Annotated in this window: 18 protein-coding genes; 13 read left to right on the top strand and 5 right to left on the bottom strand. The window is 67.2% G+C overall.

Annotated elements, in window-relative coordinates:
- Positions 1–4 precede the first annotated feature (4 nt).
- Entirely contained in the window at positions 5–616 is a 612-nt protein-coding gene (locus E3O25_RS16475; RefSeq protein ID WP_134361649.1) for a YdeI family protein, read from the bottom strand.
- A gap of 41 nt (positions 617–657) precedes the next feature.
- Positions 658–1,422, bottom strand: coding sequence for a DeoR/GlpR family DNA-binding transcription regulator (locus tag E3O25_RS16470; RefSeq protein WP_092106733.1), 765 nt, complete (start codon positions 1,420–1,422; stop codon positions 658–660).
- 259 nt (positions 1,423–1,681) lie between these two features.
- Between E3O25_RS16470 and E3O25_RS16465 the strand changes: the two genes are divergently transcribed.
- The 7 genes from E3O25_RS16465 to xylB all read left to right on the top strand — a co-directional run bounded on the left by E3O25_RS16465 (position 1,682) and on the right by xylB (position 9,484).
- A complete protein-coding gene (locus E3O25_RS16465; RefSeq protein WP_198411009.1) occupies positions 1,682–3,022 on the top strand; it encodes an ABC transporter substrate-binding protein in 1,341 nt (446 codons plus the stop codon).
- Between the two features lie 83 nt (positions 3,023–3,105).
- Complete coding sequence (locus E3O25_RS16460) at positions 3,106–4,083, top strand: carbohydrate ABC transporter permease (RefSeq protein ID WP_134361648.1); 978 nt, start codon at positions 3,106–3,108, stop codon at positions 4,081–4,083.
- A complete protein-coding gene (locus tag E3O25_RS16455; protein ID WP_092106727.1) occupies positions 4,080–4,976 on the top strand; it encodes a carbohydrate ABC transporter permease in 897 nt (298 codons plus the stop codon). Before E3O25_RS16460 ends, E3O25_RS16455 begins: the two co-directional genes overlap by 4 nt.
- A gap of 26 nt (positions 4,977–5,002) precedes the next feature.
- On the top strand, positions 5,003–5,803 hold the full coding sequence (locus E3O25_RS16450; protein ID WP_134361647.1) for a DeoR/GlpR family DNA-binding transcription regulator: 801 nt from the start codon (positions 5,003–5,005) through the stop codon (positions 5,801–5,803).
- A complete protein-coding gene (locus E3O25_RS16445) occupies positions 5,800–6,504 on the top strand; it encodes an HAD-IA family hydrolase (protein ID WP_166806042.1) in 705 nt (234 codons plus the stop codon). Before E3O25_RS16450 ends, E3O25_RS16445 begins: the two co-directional genes overlap by 4 nt.
- Positions 6,505–6,530: 26 nt before the next feature.
- Entirely contained in the window at positions 6,531–8,036 is a 1,506-nt protein-coding gene (locus E3O25_RS16440) for a mannitol dehydrogenase family protein (protein WP_092106723.1), read from the top strand.
- 38 nt (positions 8,037–8,074) lie between these two features.
- Positions 8,075–9,484 (top strand): xylulokinase, encoded by a 1,410-nt coding sequence (gene xylB, locus E3O25_RS16435; RefSeq protein WP_241988630.1) that lies wholly within the window; start codon positions 8,075–8,077, stop codon positions 9,482–9,484.
- A gap of 182 nt (positions 9,485–9,666) precedes the next feature.
- On the opposite strand, the gene E3O25_RS16430 is transcribed toward xylB, so the two are convergent.
- Positions 9,667–9,882 carry a YbdD/YjiX family protein gene (locus tag E3O25_RS16430; protein WP_092106719.1) on the bottom strand — a complete coding sequence of 72 codons (216 nt, stop codon included), beginning with the start codon at positions 9,880–9,882 and terminating at the stop codon, positions 9,667–9,669.
- A complete protein-coding gene (locus E3O25_RS16425; RefSeq protein ID WP_092106717.1) occupies positions 9,882–12,167 on the bottom strand; it encodes a carbon starvation CstA family protein in 2,286 nt (761 codons plus the stop codon). Before E3O25_RS16425 ends, E3O25_RS16430 begins: the two co-directional genes overlap by 1 nt.
- Positions 12,168–12,330: 163 nt before the next feature.
- Here E3O25_RS16425 and E3O25_RS16420 point away from each other — a divergent pair, with 163 nt between their 5' ends.
- Positions 12,331–13,716: a glycine--tRNA ligase gene (locus E3O25_RS16420; RefSeq protein WP_092106715.1), complete on the top strand. Its 1,386-nt coding sequence runs from the start codon at positions 12,331–12,333 to the stop codon at positions 13,714–13,716.
- Positions 13,717–14,001: 285 nt separating this feature from the next.
- On the opposite strand, the gene E3O25_RS16415 is transcribed toward E3O25_RS16420, so the two are convergent.
- Positions 14,002–15,369: a glutamyl-tRNA reductase gene (locus E3O25_RS16415; RefSeq protein WP_092106713.1), complete on the bottom strand. Its 1,368-nt coding sequence runs from the start codon at positions 15,367–15,369 to the stop codon at positions 14,002–14,004.
- A gap of 71 nt (positions 15,370–15,440) precedes the next feature.
- Here E3O25_RS16415 and hemE point away from each other — a divergent pair, with 71 nt between their 5' ends.
- The 5 genes from hemE (at position 15,441) to E3O25_RS16390 (ending at position 19,339) form a co-directional block, all read left to right on the top strand.
- Complete coding sequence (gene hemE / locus E3O25_RS16410) at positions 15,441–16,562, top strand: uroporphyrinogen decarboxylase (RefSeq protein ID WP_092106711.1); 1,122 nt, start codon at positions 15,441–15,443, stop codon at positions 16,560–16,562.
- A 10-nt stretch (positions 16,563–16,572) separates the two neighbouring features.
- A complete protein-coding gene (locus tag E3O25_RS16405; RefSeq protein WP_092106709.1) occupies positions 16,573–18,072 on the top strand; it encodes an NAD(P)/FAD-dependent oxidoreductase in 1,500 nt (499 codons plus the stop codon).
- 125 nt (positions 18,073–18,197) lie between these two features.
- On the top strand, positions 18,198–18,590 hold the full coding sequence (locus tag E3O25_RS16400; protein WP_092106707.1) for a hypothetical protein: 393 nt from the start codon (positions 18,198–18,200) through the stop codon (positions 18,588–18,590).
- A 61-nt stretch (positions 18,591–18,651) separates the two neighbouring features.
- Positions 18,652–19,071, top strand: coding sequence for a phage holin family protein (locus E3O25_RS16395; protein ID WP_134361645.1), 420 nt, complete (start codon positions 18,652–18,654; stop codon positions 19,069–19,071).
- Complete coding sequence (locus tag E3O25_RS16390) at positions 19,058–19,339, top strand: hypothetical protein (RefSeq protein WP_241983982.1); 282 nt, start codon at positions 19,058–19,060, stop codon at positions 19,337–19,339. Before E3O25_RS16395 ends, E3O25_RS16390 begins: the two co-directional genes overlap by 14 nt.
- The last annotated feature ends 41 nt before the right edge of the window (positions 19,340–19,380 follow it).

Here is a 19,380-nt window from a genome sequence, read left to right as displayed (position 1 = left end):
ACCGTCACAGCTCATCGCTCGGCTCCGGGGGAATTTTCGGCCGCCACGGGTTCGCGCGCTTGCCGCGTGCCGCCAGGGTCGCGGTCTCCAGAATGCGTTTCTGGCGCGTCGGCGCGGTCTTGGCCTGCATGATCCACTCCAGAATGGCCCGCCGGGGAGAGCGCGGGAAGGCGTCCCACTGCTCGCGGGATCCGGCCTGGGCTTCGAACTCCGCAGCCAGGTCTGGCGGCACGATCAGCTTCTCCACGTCGTCGAGCAGTGTCCATGAGCCGTCGCTTTCGGCGCGCGCGATGACCTGCTCACCGGCGGTGTGCATGAGCCCGGCCGCGCGCATCCGCTTGACGCGGGCCTTGTTGGGGCCGCTCCAGGCGCTGCCGGGCTTGCGGCGGGCAAAGTAGAGCATGGTGCGGTCGTTGTCGATTTTTCCGCCCTTGCTGTCGATCCAGCCGAAGGCCAGCGCCTCACACACCTGATCCTCATAGCTCGGACTGGACTTGCCCGAGGCCTTCTTCCACGACACCAGCCAAACGGATGCCTCCCGCTCATGATTCGCCAGCAGCCAGGCCCGCCAGTCGGCGCGGGTGTGCGGGTGAAAACGCGGTGTCTCGTCACTCATGCCGCCGAGGATACCCTTCCGGTTCGCCGGATGTGGGCGCCTCAGACGATCGCGAGTTCCGGCCCCGCGGCACTGAGCTTGCGAGCCTGGCGCGGGTCGATCCCGTCGTCGGTGATGATGAGATCGAACTCGTTGGCGTCGGCGACGTGGCAGAAGGAGTTCTGGCCGATCTTGTTCGAGGTCAGCGCGAGCACCCGTCGCCGCCCGGACAGCATCATGGCGCGCTTCACCTCGGCCTCATCGGGAATGGTCGTGGTGAGCCCGGCCTCCGCGGTCAGGCCGTTTCCGCCGACGAATGTGACGTCCACGTTGAGTTGGCTGATGCGTGCCCGAGTCCACTCGTCGACCGCGCCCTGCGACACGCTGCGCACCCGGCCGGGCAGCGCGAGCACCGTGAGCAGGGGCTTACGGGAGAGCAGCCGAACCGCCGGCAGATTGTTGGTCACGACGATCAGTCGCCGATCCTCCGGAAAAACGGATGCGATCACCAGCGTGAGTGCGCCGGAATCCAGCAGCACGACGCCATCCTCGGGCAGCTCCTCGAGCACCCGCTGAGCGATGCGATGCTTCTGCGGCGCGTTCTCCAGCCGTCGCTGGGCCAGCGCGATCTCGAACGGCGTGCTCTGCACCAGGCGGGCACCGCCGTGCTGGCGCCGGATGATGCCCTGACGTTCGAGCACCACGAGGTCGCGGCGGATGGTCTCAGCGGTGACCTCGAGCGCAACGCTCGCCGCGGCCACGGAGATCTCGCCGGTGCCGCCCTGAGCGAGCGCAATGATGGCGGCCTGTCGTTCCGCTGGGTACATGCCTGCCTCCTCGCAGCCGTCGGCACGTGGCCGTAGTAGCCCCAGACTAGCAATCCGGCGGGTGAACGCCGGCCGGCGGCATCCGTTTTTGTGGTTTCATGGCACGAATAATGCATATTCGGGCAACAAGGCGTTACAAAAACATCACAAAACCACAAATTGAGTTGCTTTTTCCACTCATTCGGGTCACAGTAGCTACATACCAGTCCACAAGGACGTGTCGACGATGAAGAGGTTTGAGATGAAGAAGTCTTATTCCATGAAGAAAAGGCTTGCCCTCAGCGCAATCGCCTTCTCTTCGGTGGGTGTTCTTTTGGCCGGATGCAGCGGAGCCGGAGGCGGCGCCCAGCAGGCCGACGGCCCGGTGACCCTGACCCTCGCTACCGTGAACAACCCGCAGATGAAGGACATGGAGGAGCTCAAGGGCGCCTTCGAAGATTCCCACCCCGACATCACGGTGAACTTCGTCGCGATGGAAGAAAACGACCTGCGTGACGCCGTCACCAAGGACGTCGCCACCCAGGGCGGCCAGTACGACATCGTCACCGTCGGCAGCTACGAGGTGCCGATCTGGGGCCAGAACGACTGGCTCGTCGACCTCGGCCCGCTCGCCGAAGCTGATACCGCGTACAACGTCGACGACCTGCTGCCGCCCGTGCGCGAGGCCCTGACCGTTGACGACAGCCTCTACGCCGTTCCGTTCTACGGCGAGTCGTCCTTTCTCATGTACAACAAGGACATGTTCGCTGCGGCCGGCCTCGAAATGCCGACCAACCCCACCTGGGACGAGGTCGCCGGCTTCGCCCGCACCCTCAAGACCGATGACGTCGCCGGCATCTGCCTGCGCGGCAAGCCCGGCTGGGGCGAGTTGTTCGCCCCGCTGACCACCGTCGTGCAGACCTTCGGCGGCACCTGGTTCGACGAGGACTGGAACGCCCAGGTCAACTCGCCGGAGTTCACCGAAGCCGTGCAGTTCTACACCGACCTCGTGAAGGATGCCGGCGAAGCCGACCCCGTCTCGACTGGCTTCACCGAATGCCTCAACCTGTTCTCGCAGGGCAACGCGGCCATGTGGTACGACGCCACGAGCGCAGCCGGCCCCATCGAGGCTGACGGTTCCGCCGTCGCCGGCAAGATCGGCTACGTGCACGCCCCGGTCAAGGAGACCGAGGAATCCGGCTGGCTCTGGGCCTGGAACCTCGCCATTCCGAACACCAGCACCAACCAGGATGCCGCATGGGAGTTCGTGAGCTGGGCCACCAGCACCGAGTACATCGACCTCGTCGGCACCACCCTCGGCTGGGAGCGCGTCCCCCCGGGATCCCGCACCTCAACCTACGAGAACGCGGACTACCTCGCCGCGGCTTCCGCCTTCGCGCCGATCACCAAGGACATCATGCTCGGGGTCAACCCGACGCAGCCCGGTGTGAACCCGCAGCCGTGGGTCGGCATCCAGTACGTGACGGTTCCGGAATTCCAGGACCTCGGCAACCAGGTGTCGCAGGACATCGCCGACGTGTTCGCCGGTCGCGACACCGTCGGCAACGTTCTCGACAAGGGCCAGGAGCTTGCCCAGCAAGCCGGAGACGCCCAGAAATAACGCACCACCCCGGCGGGCGGCGTCAATCAGGCGCCGCCCGCACCCTCGTCAGTTCAACGCCGAGAACGAGAAAGAAGTCAGAGATGACCGCGCCAGATTTGATCGTGGCTGAGCCCGCGCACGACCCGGCCCCCGCCGCGTCACGCACGCTCCGTCGCCCCCCGAAGCCGGAGTTGAGCGGTGGCCAGATAAAGGCACTCCGCCTGGCTCGCACCCTGGTCTGGCCGGCCATCGTCGTCGCCGTTCTCGTGACGCAGATTCCCTTCCTCGTCACCATCTACTACTCGTTCCAGAACTGGAACCTGATGCGGCCGGGATCCCGCGGGTTCGCCGGGTTCGACAACTACGTGACGGTCTTCACCGGCGGCGCGTTCATGCAGTCACTGTCCGCAACCGTGTTCATCACCGGTTCGTCGATCGTGCTCTCCGTGCTTTTCGGCCTGGGCCTCGCCCTGCTGCTCAACCGCAAATTCTTCGGCCAGGGCCTGGCCCGCACCCTCGTCATCACGCCGTTCCTCATGATGCCGGCCGCGGCAGCCCTCATCTTCAAATGGTCCATGCTCGATGCCAACGTCGGCATGGTCAACTGGGGCCTCTCGGCCCTCGGCGTCGACCCCGTGCAGTGGAACACCGACTTTCCCGCGCTCACCGTGATCATGGTGCTCACCTGGCAGTACACGCCGTTCATGATGCTGATCCTGCTCGCCGGGCTGCAGAGCCAGAGCAAAGAGACGCTGGAAGCGGCATCCGTTGACGGCGCCGGCCCCATTCGCAGCTTCCTGCACATGACGCTGCCGCACCTGCGCCAGTACATTGAGCTGGCCGTGCTGCTCGGCGGCATCATGCTGCTGCAGGTTTTCGACCCGATCGCCATCATGACCCGCGGCACCGGCGGCACCAAGACCCTGTCGTACCTGCTCTACGAACGTGCCTTCGTGGGTCTCGAAATCGGTGAGGCGGCCGCCTACGGCGTCATCACCGTTCTGCTGACCATCATCGTGGCGAGCGTCGCCCTGCGCCTGCTCTTCAAGATCTTTTCCAGCGAAGGAGCCAAGTCGTGAGTACCGTTACCGCCGCCCCGGTCAGCACCGCACCCCGACCGAGCACCCCGACCCCACCGCGCCGCCGTTCCAAGCGGATGCGCCACCGCGCCACCAGCACGGCCCTCACCATCTTCACGTGGATCGTCACTCTCGGATTCTTCTTTCCGGTGGCCTGGATGGTCTTCACCGCCTTCAAGACCGAGGCCGCAGCGGCGACCAGAACGCCGACCATCTTCACGGCGCTCTCCCTCGACCGCTTCGCCGAGGTTCTCGACCGCGGGTTCGGTGTGTACCTGCTCAATTCGCTCACCGCGAGCGTGATGAGCACTGTCATCGTGCTCCTGCTCGCCATTCCGGCGGCGTACGGCCTGTCCATTCGCCCGATCATCAAGTCGACCGATGCCCTGTTCTTCTTCATCTCCACCCGGTTCATGCCGATCGCCGCCGCGATCATCCCGATCTACCTGCTGCTGCAGGGCCTCGGAATGCTCGACAACATCACGGCACTGAGCGTGCTCTATGTGGGGATGAACCTGCCGCTCGCGGTCTGGATGATGCGCTCGTTCTTCAGCGAGGTGCCGCTCGAGATCGTCGAAGCCGCCCAGATTGACGGCGCGAACTTCTTCACCGAACTCGTTCGCGTGGTGCTGCCCATCGTCGCCCCCGGCATCGCCGCGGCCGCACTGATCTGTTTCATCTTCGCCTGGAACGAATACTTCCTGGCCAGCCTGCTCACCTCCACCATGGCGCGCACCACTCCGCCGTTCCTCGGCAGCTTCGTCGACGGGCGCGGGCAGTTTCTCGCGGTACTCTCGGCAGCATCGACCCTTGCGGTTCTGCCCGTCGTCCTGGCGGGCTGGCTGGCGCAGAAGCGCCTCGTCACCGGCCTGGCCATGGGCGCGATCAAGTAGTCGTGGACCACACCAGGGGAGCCCAGATGATACCGGATCCAACGAGTCGCAGCGCCGACGACCGTCGCGCCAGCATTCTGGCCGCGCTGGCCGGCGCCGGCCGGGTCGAAGTCAACGAGCTCGCCGAGTCGCTCGCCGTCGCAGAGGAGACCATCCGTCGCGACCTGCGCACCCTCGAAGACGACGGACTGCTGCGGCGGGCACACGGCGGAGCGATCAGCGTCGCCGACCCGGTCGCCGACCTCGACCGGCTGACCGTTCCCGAACCGGTCGCTCACCCCGTCGCGACGCTGGCGGCGACCCTGCTGCCCGAGCGCGGCATCCTCTTTCTCGATGCCGGGCCGATCGCCGAGGCCCTCGCGGTCTGCGTGCCGAACTCTCCCGCCCTGCAGGTGGTCACGACGTCGATTCCGGTCGCGCTCGTGGCGAGCCGCAACGCCGAGCTCTCGGTGTACAACCTCGGTGGCACCGTCGACCCGGCTGACGACTCGCAATCCGGCCAGTGGACTCGCGAATCACTCGAACGCATTCGCGTCGACCTGGCGTTCATCAGCGTCACCGGGCTCACCCAGGACGGCGAGCTGCTGGCCGCCAGCCCGAAAGCCGCCCGCATCAAGCGTGCCGCAATGGATGCCGCGAGCACCGTCGTGCTCATCGCCGACCACGACCAGCTGGAGGCCAACGGCCTGGTGAAATTCGCCCAGCTCGGCGAGGTCGACCACCTCGTCGTCGACGGCGGCGTGGGCGACGCGGTCCTCGCGCTGGCCGCCGAAGCCGGTGTGCCCGTGCTGCGCTCGAGCCCCGTCAAAACGGGAATCACACCGTGACGGCGACTGGCCGGGCAGCGGAGATCGGCAGTTATCCGGTCGACGGCCTGCTTTTCGACTGTGACGGCGTGCTCGTCGACTCCGACGAAGCCGCGGCCGCGGCCTGGAACGAGTGGGCCGTCGAGTTCGCGCCCGGCTTCGACTTCGATCGCGACATCGTGCACGGCCGGCCGGCCAGGGAGACCATCGCCGAACTCGTGCCGGCCGCCGACGTGCACCGCGCCGACCACGCTCTCATGCTCAAAGAGGTCGAAACGGCGCCCCTCGTGCGCGCCCTGGCCGGGGCCCGCGAGCTGCTGGTGGCTCTGCCTACCGGCCGCTTCACCATCGTGACGAGTGCCGTGGCGGTCGTGGCCCGTGCCAGGCTGCTGGCTGCCGGGCTTCCGTGCCCGGCCGGCCTCGTCACCTTCGACGATGTGGCGCGCGGCAAGCCGGCGCCCGACCCGTACCGCCTGGGCGCCGAACGGCTGGGCGTCGATCCGCGCCGAGCCGTGGTGTTCGAAGACGCCGACGCCGGTGTGGCATCCGCCAAGGCCGCCCATATCGGGCTCACCGTCGGTATCGGGGTGCGCGGACTCGACACCGAGGCGACCCTCGTGTTGGCCGACCTTGTCGGCATCCGCTTTGACGGCACCCTGCTGCACCTGGGCGACTCGGTGCAGCTGCGCGCCGACCCGTCCCGCACGCCGATCCCCGAATGACTGATCACCGACTGAATGAGGAACGCATGACCGACACCACGACTCCCGCACTGGTCAAGCTCAGCAACGCAACACTGTCGTCTCTGCCTGCGACCGTTCAGGTTCCCAACTACGACCGCACCGGTCTCACGGCCGGTATCGTGCACTTCGGCGTTGGCGGTTTTCACCGCGCACACCAGGCCCTCATGATCGACGATCTGCTCGAGCAGGGCCTCGCCCGTGACTATGCCATCTGCGGCGTCGGCGTCATGCCCTCCGACGCGCGCATGCGTGACGCCCTGCTCGAGCAGGACGGGCTGTACACGCTCGTCGTGAAGCACCCTGACGGCACGCTCGACGCCCGCGTAATCGGGTCGATCATCGACTACCTGTTCGCTCCCGACGATGTGGAGGCCGTCATCGAGCGCCTCGCAAGCCCCGAGGTGCGCATCGTCTCCCTCACCGTCACCGAGGGCGGCTACAACATCCACCCGGTCAGTGGCCGGTTCGACCTCGGCAATCCCCAGGTCGCCGCCGACCTGCAAGCGGATGCCGCCCCCGCGACGGTCTTCGGCATTGTCGTCGAGGCCCTCCGACGCCGACGTGAGCGCTCCATAGTGCCGTTCACCGTCATGTCCTGCGACAACCTGCAGGACAACGGTCGCGTCGCCCGACGCTCCTTCGTGGCCTTTGCCACGGCCAAGGACGGCGACCTCGGTGCCTGGATCGATGCCGAGGTGAGCTTTCCGAACTCGATGGTCGACCGCATCACTCCGGTCACGACCGACGACGACCGCGCCCAGATTGCGACCACCTTCGGGCTCGCCGACAGCTGGCCCGTCGTCTGCGAGCCGTTCCTGCAATGGGTGCTCGAGGACGCCTTCACCGACGGTCGACCGCCGTACGAGAAGTCGGCCGCCCAGCTCGTGAGCGACGTCGAACCGTACGAGCTCATGAAGCTGCGCCTGCTCAACGCGAGCCACCAGGGGCTCGCTTACTTCGCGCACCTGTGCGGCTACCGCCTCGTGCACGACGCCGCGGCCGACCCGCTCATCGCCGGGTTCCTGCGCGCCTACATGGACCGCGAGGGGTCGCCCACGCTCAAGCCGGTACCCGGCATCGACCTCGAGGACTACAAGACGCAGCTCATCGAACGCTTCAGCAACCCGGGAGTGCGCGATACCGTCGCCCGCCTGGCCGCCGAATCCAGTGACCGCATTCCCAAGTGGCTGCTGCCGGTGATCCGCGAGCAGTCGGCTCGTGGCGGCGAACTCGCCCTCTCGTCCGCGATCGTGGCGAGCTGGGCGCGCTACGCCGAGGGGACCGACGAGCAGGGCGACCCGATCGACGTCGTCGACCGCATCAAAGACACGGTCATGCAGAACGCCGCCGGCTACGCGGGGGACCCGCACTCCTTCCTGCGCGACCGCGACCTGTTCGGCGACCTGATCGACGACGCCGCGTTCGTGGCGGCCTACGATCACGCGCTGGGCCTGCTGCACACGGTCGGCGCCCGCGCCACCCTCGAGAAGCTCCTAAAGCAGCTCGATTAGGCTTAGCCAGACAAACTGAGGTTTCAAAGGAGATGCCGTTGGCACTTAATCGTCGTGTGGTCGTCGGGGTCGATTCCTCGACCCAGAGTTGCAAAGTCGTGAGCGTCGACGCCGACACGGGTGAGCTGTTGCACCTGCAGAGCGCACCCCACCCCGACGGTACGAGCGTCGATCCCCAGCGCTGGTGGGAGGCCTTCGAGCAGGCCGGAGGAAGCGCATCCGCTGCGGGCGACGGCAGAGTGCTGGCCCTCGGCGTGAGCGCGCAGCAGCACGGCATGGTCGCCCTCGACGCGCACGGCACACCCGTTCACGACGCCCTGCTCTGGAACGATGTGCGCAGCGCCCCGCAGGCGAAAGCGCTGACCGAACGGTACGGCGCGTCGATGTGGGCCGAGGAGGTCGGCGTCGTGCCGGTCGCGTCCTTCACCATCACGAAACTGGCCTGGCTGCACGAGAACCGTCCAGAACTCGCCGCCCGGGTCGAGCAGGTGCTGCTGCCACACGACTGGCTCACCTGGAACATCCTCGGCCGGCCCCCGGAGGCCACCACCGACCGCAGCGACGCCTCGGGAACCGGATACTTCTCGGTGCACAACAATGAGTACCGCCTGGACCTGCTCGAGGCCGCCCTCGGCCACGCGGCCCGGGTGCCGCGGGTCCTCGGCCCGTCGGACCGGGCCGGGGTGACCAACGGCGGCGTGATCGTGTCGGCCGGGGCCGGCGACAACGCCGCGGCCGCGCTCGGCCTCGGCGTCGCTGAGGGCGACGTGGTTGTCTCGATCGGCACGAGCGGCACCGTCTTCGCGAGCACCAGCGCCAGCATCACGGATGCCTCCGGCTCGGTCGCCGGGTTCGCCGACGCCGCCGGCGGCCAGCTTCCCCTGCTCGCCACCATCAACGGCGCCCGCACCCTCGTGGCCACAGCCCGCATGCTCGACGTGGATATCGAACGCTTCGGTGCCCTCGCCCTGGGCGCGCCGATTGACGCCGACGGTCTGCTCATGCTTCCCTACCTCGACGGAGAACGCACCCCGAACCTGCCGGATGCTACCGGGTCGCTCACCGGCATGCGCCGAGCCAACATGCGCCCGGAGAACCTGGCGCAGGCATCCGTTCTGGGGCTGGTCTGCAGCCTTGCCGACGCGCTCGACTCGCTGCGCGGCCAGGGCGTGCCGGTGCGCCAGGTGATCTTGATCGGCGGCGGGTCGCAGTCTCCCGCCGTGCAGAAGATCGCAGCGGATGTCTTCGGCGTTCCTGTCGTGCTGCCAGCCCCGGGAGAATACGTGGCACTCGGCGCTGCCCGGCAGGCCGCCTGGGCCCTCGACGGAGAGTTTGCCGAGTGGAAGCGCGAGATCGCGACCGGAGTCGACCCTGCGGACAACCGCGACTGGGCCGTCGACGTGCGCGCTCGCTACGCCGAACAGCGCGGTCTCATCTACGGGGTCTGAACCCAACCTGCGCCCGGCGCTCAGGGGTACCCGATGAACCAGAGCCGCCAGATCGCGCCCAGACTCGACAAACCCAGGTCATCAGAACGCGGCTCCACGGCGGCAGACGGCCGAGACTGTGGCGGAGCGCGGTGGTGTGCTGCGCTCCGCCCCGTTCGTCATCGCCCCAGACCAGCGGCCTGTTAACAGCAGCGCCCCTGCGGGTTCGCATCCTGGCGATCGGTCTGGTCGCGCCAGAATTCGCGCTCCGTCATAAGCGGATGCTCCGCGCGGGTGCCGCACGCGGCATCCGCTTCGTGGTGCGCCACATACTTCTCGTAGGCGTCCTCACCGAGGACCCCCTTGAAGAACCAGGCCACACTGCGAGCGCCCTTGCGGACGCCCGCCAGAAGGGCCATCAGTGGCCCTTGATTTTGATCTTCTTCTGAACGGGAAGGGCATCCCACTCGGCCTGCAGCACCTTTTCGGGCGGCGTCATGATGAAACCGGCCGGCGCGTAGATTTGCGACTGCACGGCGTCATCCTCGCTCGTGGCGCTGGAGTGGTTGCGATACGCGCGCACGGTGGCCTGGATGGCCGTGAGGATCACGATGATGGCGAGTACCACGAAGACGATCGACAGCACGCCCTGCACCATCGTGTTGCGCACGACGGCCTCCATGGCGAGAACGTTCGGCGCGGTGCCGAAGCTCGTCTCGCCCGCGGCGAGGGCGTCGGAGAACGCGCGGTTCTGCGCAAAGTAGCCGATGCCGGGGGTGGTCGAGAAAATCTTCAGGAACGACGCCGAGATGGTGACCACGGCGGCGAAACCGAGCGGCAGCGCCACGACCCAGAGGTATTTGAACAGGCCGCGCTTGGCGACGATCGCCATGCAGACGGCCAGGGCGATGGCCGCGAGCAATTGGTTGGCGATGCCGAACAGTGGGAACAGCGTGTTGATGCCGCCGAGCGGATCGGTCACCCCCATCAGCAGCACAGCTCCCCAGGCGGCGACCATGATGGCCGTTGCGGCCCAGGCACCGGGGCGCCACGAGGTGTTCTTGAACTTCGGGAAGAAGTTGCCGAGGCTGTCCTGCAGCATGAACCGGGCAACGCGGGTGCCGGCATCCACTGCGGTGAGAATGAACAGGGCCTCGAACATGATGGCGAAGTGGTACCAGAAGCTCATCATCGACGTGCCGCCGACGAGCTGCTGCATGATGTGCGAGAGCCCGACGGCGAGCGTTGGAGCGCCGCCGGTGCGGGAAACGATCGATTCCTCGCCGACGTTCGTCGCCATGTCGGTGAGCATGCTCGGCGTCAGGTTGACCCCGGTCAGGCCGAGGCTGTTCACGAAGGCGACAGCGCCCTGTACGGTGCCGCCGGTGAGGGCGGGCGAGGCGTTCATGGCGAAGTAGATGCCACGGTCGATCGAGAGGGCCGCGACGAGGGCCATGATCGCCACGAGCGATTCCATGAGCATGCCGCCGTAACCGATGAAGCGGGTCTGGCGTTCCTTCTGGATGAGCTTGGGCGTGGTGCCCGAGGCGATGAGCGCGTGGAACCCGGAGAGGGCGCCGCAGGCGATCGTCACGAACAGGAACGGGAACAGGGTTCCGGCCACGACCGGGCCGGTGCCGCTCACGGCGAATTCGCTCACGGCCGGCACGCTGATCTCGGGACGGATGATGACGATCGCCACGGCGAGCATGCCGATCGTGCCGATCTTCATGAAGGTCGACAAATAGTCGCGCGGGGCGAGCAGCAGCCAGACCGGCAAAATGGCGGCGATGAAACCGTAGATGATGATGCCCCAGGCGATGGTGACCTTGTCGAGCAGCAGGTAGGTTTGGCCCCAGTCGGTGCCGGCGACCATACCGCCGCCGACGATGGCGGCGATCAGCAGCACGAAGCCGATGATGGAGATCTCGGTGATCTTGCCCGGGCGGAAGAACCGCAGGTAGCAGCCCATGAACAGTGCGATCGGAATGGTCATGCCGACCGAGAAGACGCCCCATGGGCTTTCGGCGAGGGCGTTGGTGACGACGAGGGCGAGGATGGCCACGATGATGACCATGATCACGAGCGTTGCGATGAGGGCAGCGGTGCCGCCGATCACACCGAGTTCATCACGGGCCATCTGGCCGAGCGAACGGCCACCGCGGCGCATGGAGAAGTGCAGAATCAGGTAGTCCTGCACCGCACCGGCGAGCACAACGCCGACAATGATCCAGATGGTGCCGGGCAGGTAGCCCATTTGCGCGGCGAGCACCGGGCCCACGAGGGGGCCGGCACCGGCGATGGCGGCGAAATGGTGGCCGAACAGAACGCGGCGGTCGGTCGCGGCAAAGTCCTTGCCGTCGGCCTTGTACTCGGCCGGGGTGGCCCGACGGTCGTCGGGACGCACGATGTGCTTCTCGATGAATTTCGAGTAGAAGCGGTAGCCGATGAGATAGGTGCAGATGGCGGCGAACACGAACCAGATGGCATTGACGGTTTCACCGCGCACGACGGCGAGCATCACCCAGCTGAGACCACCGAGCAGCGAAATGGCCGACCAGATTGCGATTTTCACGGGTGTCCACTGGCGATCGTGGGCGTCAAGCTCCTCGGGATTCAGCGCGACCGCAAGGTCGTGCGGCACCCGTTTCAGGGCGGTCGGTTCGTGTGTCGTGCCTTCTGACGTGCTGGACGCGGCGCCCATATCTCCTCCTTGAGCCAACGCAGACGCTGTGAATCTGCCTGTCTACGTTACCTCGACGCGAGAATGGCTCAAACCCAGGGCGCAAATCGGGGAGACATCGAGCGCGTAAAATGGAACCTCGGGCATTCGCCCGCATTCTGCGCCTTCGACCATTGGAGCCACCGTGGCCGCACCCACTCATCTTGATTCCGTCATCGCCCTCGCCCGCCACCGCGGGTTTGTCTTTCAGGCCGGCGAGATCTACGGCGGTTCCCGTTCCGCCTGGGACTACGGACCCCTCGGCGTCGAGCTCAAGGAAAACATCAAGAAGCAGTGGTGGCGCTCGATGGTCACCAGCCGCGACGACGTCGTCGGCCTGGACTCGAGCGTGATCCTGCCTCGCCAGGTCTGGGAGGCATCCGGTCACGTCGAGGTTTTCAGCGACCCGCTGATCGAGTGCACCAGCTGCCACAAGCGTTTTCGCGCCGACCACCTCGAAGAGCAGTATGAGGAGAAGAAGGGCCGCCCGCCCGAAAACGGCCTCGACGACATTCCCTGCCCGAACTGCGGCAACCGTCACATCTGGACCGAGCCGCGCGCCTTCTCGGGTCTGCTGAAGACCTACCTCGGCCCGGTCGATGACGAGGCCGGCATGCACTACCTGCGTCCCGAAACCGCGCAGGGCATCTTCGTGAACTTCGCCAACGTGCTGCAGGCGTCGCGCTCCAAGCCGCCGTTCGGCATCGGCCAGATCGGCAAGAGCTTTCGCAACGAGATCACCCCCGGAAACTTCATCTTTCGCACCCGCGAGTTCGAGCAGATGGAGATGGAATTCTTCGTTGAACCGGGCACCGACGAGACCTGGCACCAGTACTGGATCGACACCCGCATGAAGTGGTACACCGACCTCGGCATCAATCCCGAGAACCTGCGCCTGTTCGAGCACCCGGCCGAGAAGCTCTCGCACTATTCCAAGCGCACCGTCGACATCGAGTACCGCTTCGGTTTCACCGGCACCGAGTTCGGCGAGCTCGAGGGCGTGGCGAACCGCGGCGACTTCGACCTGTCGACGCACGCGAAGGCCTCCGGTAAAGACCTGTCGTACTTCGACCAGACCAAGAACGAGCGCTGGACGCCGTGGGTGATCGAGCCCGCCGCCGGCCTGACCCGTTCACTGATGGCCTTTCTGGTCGACGCCTACGTCGAAGAAGAGGTTCCCAACGCCAAGGGCGGCGTCGACAAACGCACCGTGCTCAAGCTCGACCCGCGCCTGTCGCCGGTGAAGGCCGCCATTCTGCCGCTGTCGCGCAACGAGAAGCTGTCGCCGATGGCGCGCGAACTCGCCGCGACCCTGCGCCAGCTCTGGAACGTCGACTTCGACGACGCCGGAGCCATCGGCCGCCGTTACCGCCGCCAGGACGAGATCGGCACCCCGTTCTGCATCACGGTCGACTTCGACTCGCTCGACGACCAAGCCGTCACCGTGCGCGATCGCGACACCATGGCGCAGGAGCGCGTGCCGCTCGCCGAGCTCGAGGCTTATCTGGCCGTGCGCCTCCGCGGCGCCTAACCGACTCCAAACGGATGCTGCGGCGCCGGCCCCAGGCCGGCCCGCGGCATCCAGACAGTCACGTCGGCCGCACTCGCTGCTTTGACCGTCGCGAGGTGCCATCTTTGGCCCCATGAACGCGCCGATTCCGTCGTGGGGTGCCATCTTTGGCCCCATGAATCGGCGGCAAGGGGCTAAAACTGGCACCTCGAAAAAACACAGGGGCCAAAGGTGGCACCTCGCACTGAGCGACCGCCGCACATGACGAGAGGACGGTCGGCCGATGCACGGGGGACCGATTGCGGGTTAAGAGGCGATCGAGCCGGCGGCATCCGCTGCGCCGGCGGCGGGCAGCGTGACGTCGATGCCGAACAGGGCGTCGAGGCCGGTGAGATAGGCGTCTTGTTCGCCGGCGCGGGCGAGGTCGCGGGCCCGCACCATGGGGGTGTGCAGCAGCACGCCGGCCAGATGACGCAGGGCCGACTCGGTGGCTTCGCTCGAGTCGCCGCGGCTGCGCGCCCGGGCGATCTCGGCGTCGCGCAGCTCGAACACGTAGCTGCGCAGGGCCACGACGGCCGGGGTGAGGCTCTGCTCTTCGGCCACGTCGGAAAATTTACGGGCGGCTTTGCCTACGATCTCGCGGGCCTCGGTCGTGGCGTTGAGCTCTTCAAGCGGGGCGTGGATGCTGATGGTCTCAAGGTCGAGCAGTTCGACACCGGGAACGAGGGTCACGTCGGGCGCCACGTTGCGCGGCAAGCCGAGGTCGATGATGAGCTGCGGCGGGGCTTCGGGGCCGGAGTCGGCCGGGCAGAGACGCGCCGGCGCGTCGATGGTGGCGCCGGTGATGGCGAACGGGTCCGTGCCGATCTCGGCCCGACCGCGCTCGATCAGGGCGGCGTCGATGACGTGGTCGTCGCGCAGGGTGCAGGTGACGACGACGTCGGCGCGGGCGACCTCGGCGGCGAAATCCTCGGTCGGAACGGCGTCGATGCTGTGCGACGCGGCGAATCCGACGGCGCGGCCGGATGGTGAGTAAACGCGCACGTTCTCAGCTCCACGGTCGCGCAGGGCGGCGAGCGAGGCGCCGGCGTAGCGACCGGTGCCGACCAGCAGGACGCGGGCGCTGGACCAGTCGCTGACCCGGCTTTCGGCCAATTCGAGGGCGAGGCGCACGATCGACCGGCCGGCCGAGCCGATGCCGGTGCGGTTCTTGACGCCGCGCGAGGTTTGGGAGGCCCGCTGAAACAGGCGCTCGAGTTCGGGGCTCGTGGTTCCGTCGGCGCGAGCCTGCTCGAGCGCACGGCGCACCTGACCGGCAATTTCAACCTCACCGACAACGACGGATTCGAGCCCGCTGGTCACGGCGAACAGGTGCTCGGCCACGCCGTTGCCGTGCACAAGAGTGAGGTTGTCGCGCAGAACTTCGGCGTCGAGACCGCTCGAGGCACTCACGGCTTCAATGGCGGCGAACACGGCGGGCAGCGGTGACACGCCGTACGGCTCGTCCAGATCGAGGTAAGCCTCGAAGCGGTTGCAGGTCGCGACGACGACGGCGCCGCTGAGCGGCCCGTGCTGCTCCACCATGCGAGTGGCCGATGAGCCCCCACCCACAGACAATTTCTCCAGCACATCGAAGGTGGAGTTTTTGTGGCTGGCGGACAGAAGAATGAGCACTAGTTGATTCTACGACTTCTTGCTGTACGCTTCCGTCGCCGCTGTCAGGGATGTTTGAGACAATGGAGGAGATGATCCTCGACGCGCAGCATCCACTCTCCTCCGGCCTCACCGCCGATTCCCGCCTGATCCAGGCCTATCAGGGCACCCGACCCGCCGTGACGCCGGTGTGGTTCATGCGGCAGGCCGGTCGCTCACTGCCCGAATACCGGGAGTTGCGGGTGGGAACACGCATGCTCGACGTGTGCCTCGACCCCGAATTGGCCAGCGAAATCTCACTGCAGCCGGTGCGTCGCCACAACGTCGACGCCGGAATCTTCTTCAGCGACATCGTCGTTCCGCTCAAACTCGTCGGTGTCGACGTGTCGATTGTGGCCGGCAAGGGCCCCGTTCTGGGTAAGGCGGTGCGCAGCACGGCGGATGTCGACGAGCTCACCTCCCTCGACCCCGCCCTGCTCGATGAGACCCTCGTCCCGATCAGTGCGGCCGTGTCACTGGCGGTCGCCCAGCTCGGATCGACCCCACTGATCGGCTTCGCCGGTGCCCCGTTCACCCTCGCCGCGTACCTGGTCGAGGGCGGTCCGTCGAAGGATCACATTCACGCCCGCACGCTCATGCACGCGCAGCCCGACGCCTGGGCGAAACTCATGGCCTGGACGGCCGACGTCACCGGCCGGTTCCTGCGTGCGCAGGTGCTCGCCGGCGCGAGCGCCGCGCAACTGTTCGACTCTTGGGCCGGAGCGCTCTCGCTGGCCGACTACGCGGCATCCGTCGCCCCGGCCTCAGCCGCGGCGATCGCCCACGTGCGCGACCTGACCTACAGCGTGCCGGGCGCGGCCGAAGAACAAATCGACCGCAACGTGCCGATCGTGCACTTCGGTGTGGGAACGGGCGAACTGCTCAAGGAAATGCACAACGTCGGAGCCGACGTCGTGGGCGTCGACTACCGGGTGCCCCTCGACGAGGCCAACCGCCGGCTCGGTGGCGCCGTTCCGGTGCAGGGCAACGTCGACCCGGCCCTGCTCGCGGCTCCGTGGCCCGTGCTCGAAGCCCACGTGCGCGACGTGCTCGAACGCGGACGCACCGCACCGGCCCACGTCCTCAACCTCGGTCACGGCGTTCCGCCCGACACCGACCCTGATGTGCTGACCCGCCTGGTCAGCCTTGTGCACGACGTGAGCGCGGCCGAGTAGGAGCAGCAACATGACCACACCGATCGATGTTCTCGTCATTGGCGGGGGCGTGGCCGGCATGGTCGCCGCCCGCGAATGCGCCCAGGTAGGGCTGAGCGTCACCATTCTCGAGGCAACGGATGCCGTGGGCGGCCCGGTCGCCGGCCACGTTCTCGACGGGCTCAGCCTCGACAGCGGCGCCGAGAGTTTCGCGGTGCGCGGCGGTACGGTGGCCGCTTTCATCGAGGATCTTGGCCTCAGCGGCCAGGTCGTTGCGCCCAACGTGGCCGGAGCCTGGCTGCACCTGCCGGCCCTCCCGTCCCGTTCACTGCGTTCGGGAGCCGATGCCGCGGTGAGCGTTCCGCTGCCCAGGGCCGGCGTTCTCGGCGTCCCCGGATCGCCGCTCGCCGACGACGTACGCCGGGTCATCGGCTGGAGCGGTTCGCTGCGCGCCTACCTCGACCGCCTCATGCCCGTGCTCACCATCGGCCGCGAGCACAGCCTCGGCGAACTGGTGAGAAAGCGTATGGGCGCGCGCGTGCTCGACCGCCTCGTGGAACCGGTCGCCTCCGGCGTCTACACGACGAGCGCCGTCGACCTCGAAATCGACGTTGTCGCCCCCGGACTCAACCGCGCCCTGACCACGGCCGGCTCGCTCTCCGGCGCCGTCTCTGCCCTGCGCGCCGGCGCGCCGGCCGGTTCCAATGTTGCCGGGCTGCTCGGCGGCATGGCCAGCCTCCCCGCCGCCCTCGTGGCCGCCCTCGACCGTCACAACGTGACCATCCGCACCTCGACCACAGCTGAAACTCTGGCCCGCTCCGGCACCGACGACGCGCCCACCTGGAACGTCACCCTCAGCCGCCCAGGGGATGCCCAGGCCGACACCCTCACAGCCCGCTACGTGATCATCGCGACCCAGGGCGCGCAGGCACTGGGACTGGTCAGTCCGCTCGGCCCCCAGTTCGACGCACTCGCCGAACTCGACTGGCCGGCTCCGACCGCCGTCACCCTCACCTCGCTCGTGCTCGACGCGCCCGCCCTCGACGCGCACCCGCGCGGTACCGGCGTGCTCGTGGCCATCGACGCCCCCGACGTCACCGCCAAGGCGCTCACCCACGTCACCGCGAAGTGGGCGTGGGTCGCCAAGGCCGCCGGCCCCGGCCGCCACGTCGTGCGGCTCTCCTACGGTCGCGCGGGAGCGCCCAATCCCACCGACGACCTCAGCGACGACGAGCTGCAGACGCTCGCGCTGCACGATGCATCCGTTCTGCTCGGAGTGCCGCTGCCGGCCAGCAGCCTGCGCGCGTTCGCCCGCACGGAGTGGCGCGATGCTCTCTCGCCGGCGACGCTCGGTGCGCCCGAACGTGCGCAGCAGGTGCGCGAAGCCGTCGCCCAGACCCCAGCGCTCGAGGTCACCGGCGCCTGGCTGGCCGGAACCGGCCTCGCCTCGGTCATTCCGCACGCCCTCGAAGCCGGCGACCGCATTCGGCACGCCGCCCTCGGCCTCACCATTACCGCGCCCGACCGGTAACCCTCGCTTCGAAACTGTGCACTTCCTGTATCGATACAGGCGCGCCCAGACATGCCGAGGCGACACCCCCGACGCAGACGGCGAACCGGGTTACTCTGGGGGGACCTTACGAGAGTGGAGACTCAATGCGCGGAAAACTTCTGTTCATCACGGGCGGCCTCGTCGGCTATGTGCTCGGTGCGCGTGCCGGCCGCAAGCGTTACGAGCAGATTGCGGCCGCCGCCAATGATCTCTGGAACGCCAAACCGGTGCAACGCCGGGTGACCGAGGTGCGCGACGCCGCCCTCGAACTGGTCGGTGACGTTCCCGCCACCCTGTTCAAGGCCGGCAAGAAGGCGGTCTCCCAGGCTGCAGCGAAGAAGAAGCAGACCACCAGCAAAGCGGATGCCTCCACCCCGGCAGCATCCACCTCCGCCGCCCAGGCCAGCGCCACCACGAGCCACACGGCCGCCGCGAAGCCGAAGGCGAAGCCGGCTGCGAAGTTGGCGGCGGACTCCGGCGACACGACCGCACACTGAACAGAACCCCGAAGATTCAGACACCTGAAACACCGACACCCGAACGTAGGGAAGGCAATCCGTGACTAGCAGTGGATTCAACCCGAAGAGCAAACGCCCGTTGCTCGCCCTGATCGGGGAGCTGCCCGGCCAGATCAGTGCCCTGGTCAAAGCCGAACTTGACGCCTTCAAAGCCGAGTTCGCCGCAAAGGCCAAGAATTTCGGGGTCGGTGCCGCCCTCTTCGTGGTGGCTGGCGCCATCCTCTTTTTCGCCCTCGGCGTGTTCGTCGCCCTCGCTGTCATCGCACTGGCCTTGGTGCTGCCGCTCTGGCTGGCCACCCTCATCGTGGCGGTGGCACTCGTGCTTGTGGCCGTCATCCTCGTGCTGATCGGTGTGAACCGGGTGAAGGCGGCCACCAAGCCCGACCCGGAAGGCGTACACGCGAGCATCCGTGCAGACGCAGATGCATTCAAGGGAGTTGGCGAATATGACCACAAATAGCAGCACGGAGACCCAGAAGCACGGCATCGGCGACCTGCGCGCCGAAGCGCGACACGCGCGCGCCGAACTCGCCTCGACGCTCGATGCGATCGAATACAAGCTCAACCTGCCCAAGCAGCTGCGCATCAAACGACGTCGCCTGACCCATGCCCTGCGTCAGCTCGGCGAAGACAGTCCGGCCGCTCTCGTGGGCATCGCGCTCGGTGCGGCGACCGTGGTGGGCGTGATCGTCTGGTTCGGCGCGTCCGCGGTGGCTAAAAACCGCTAGCTGTCGGTGGCTTCACAGGAACCGCGGCGCTCATTTTGGTG

The sequence above is a fragment of the Cryobacterium sp. TMT1-3 genome, assembly GCF_004402315.1.
Lineage (GTDB): Bacteria > Actinomycetota > Actinomycetes > Actinomycetales > Microbacteriaceae > Cryobacterium > Cryobacterium luteum.
This window is presented reverse-complemented; position numbering and strand designations above follow the sequence as displayed.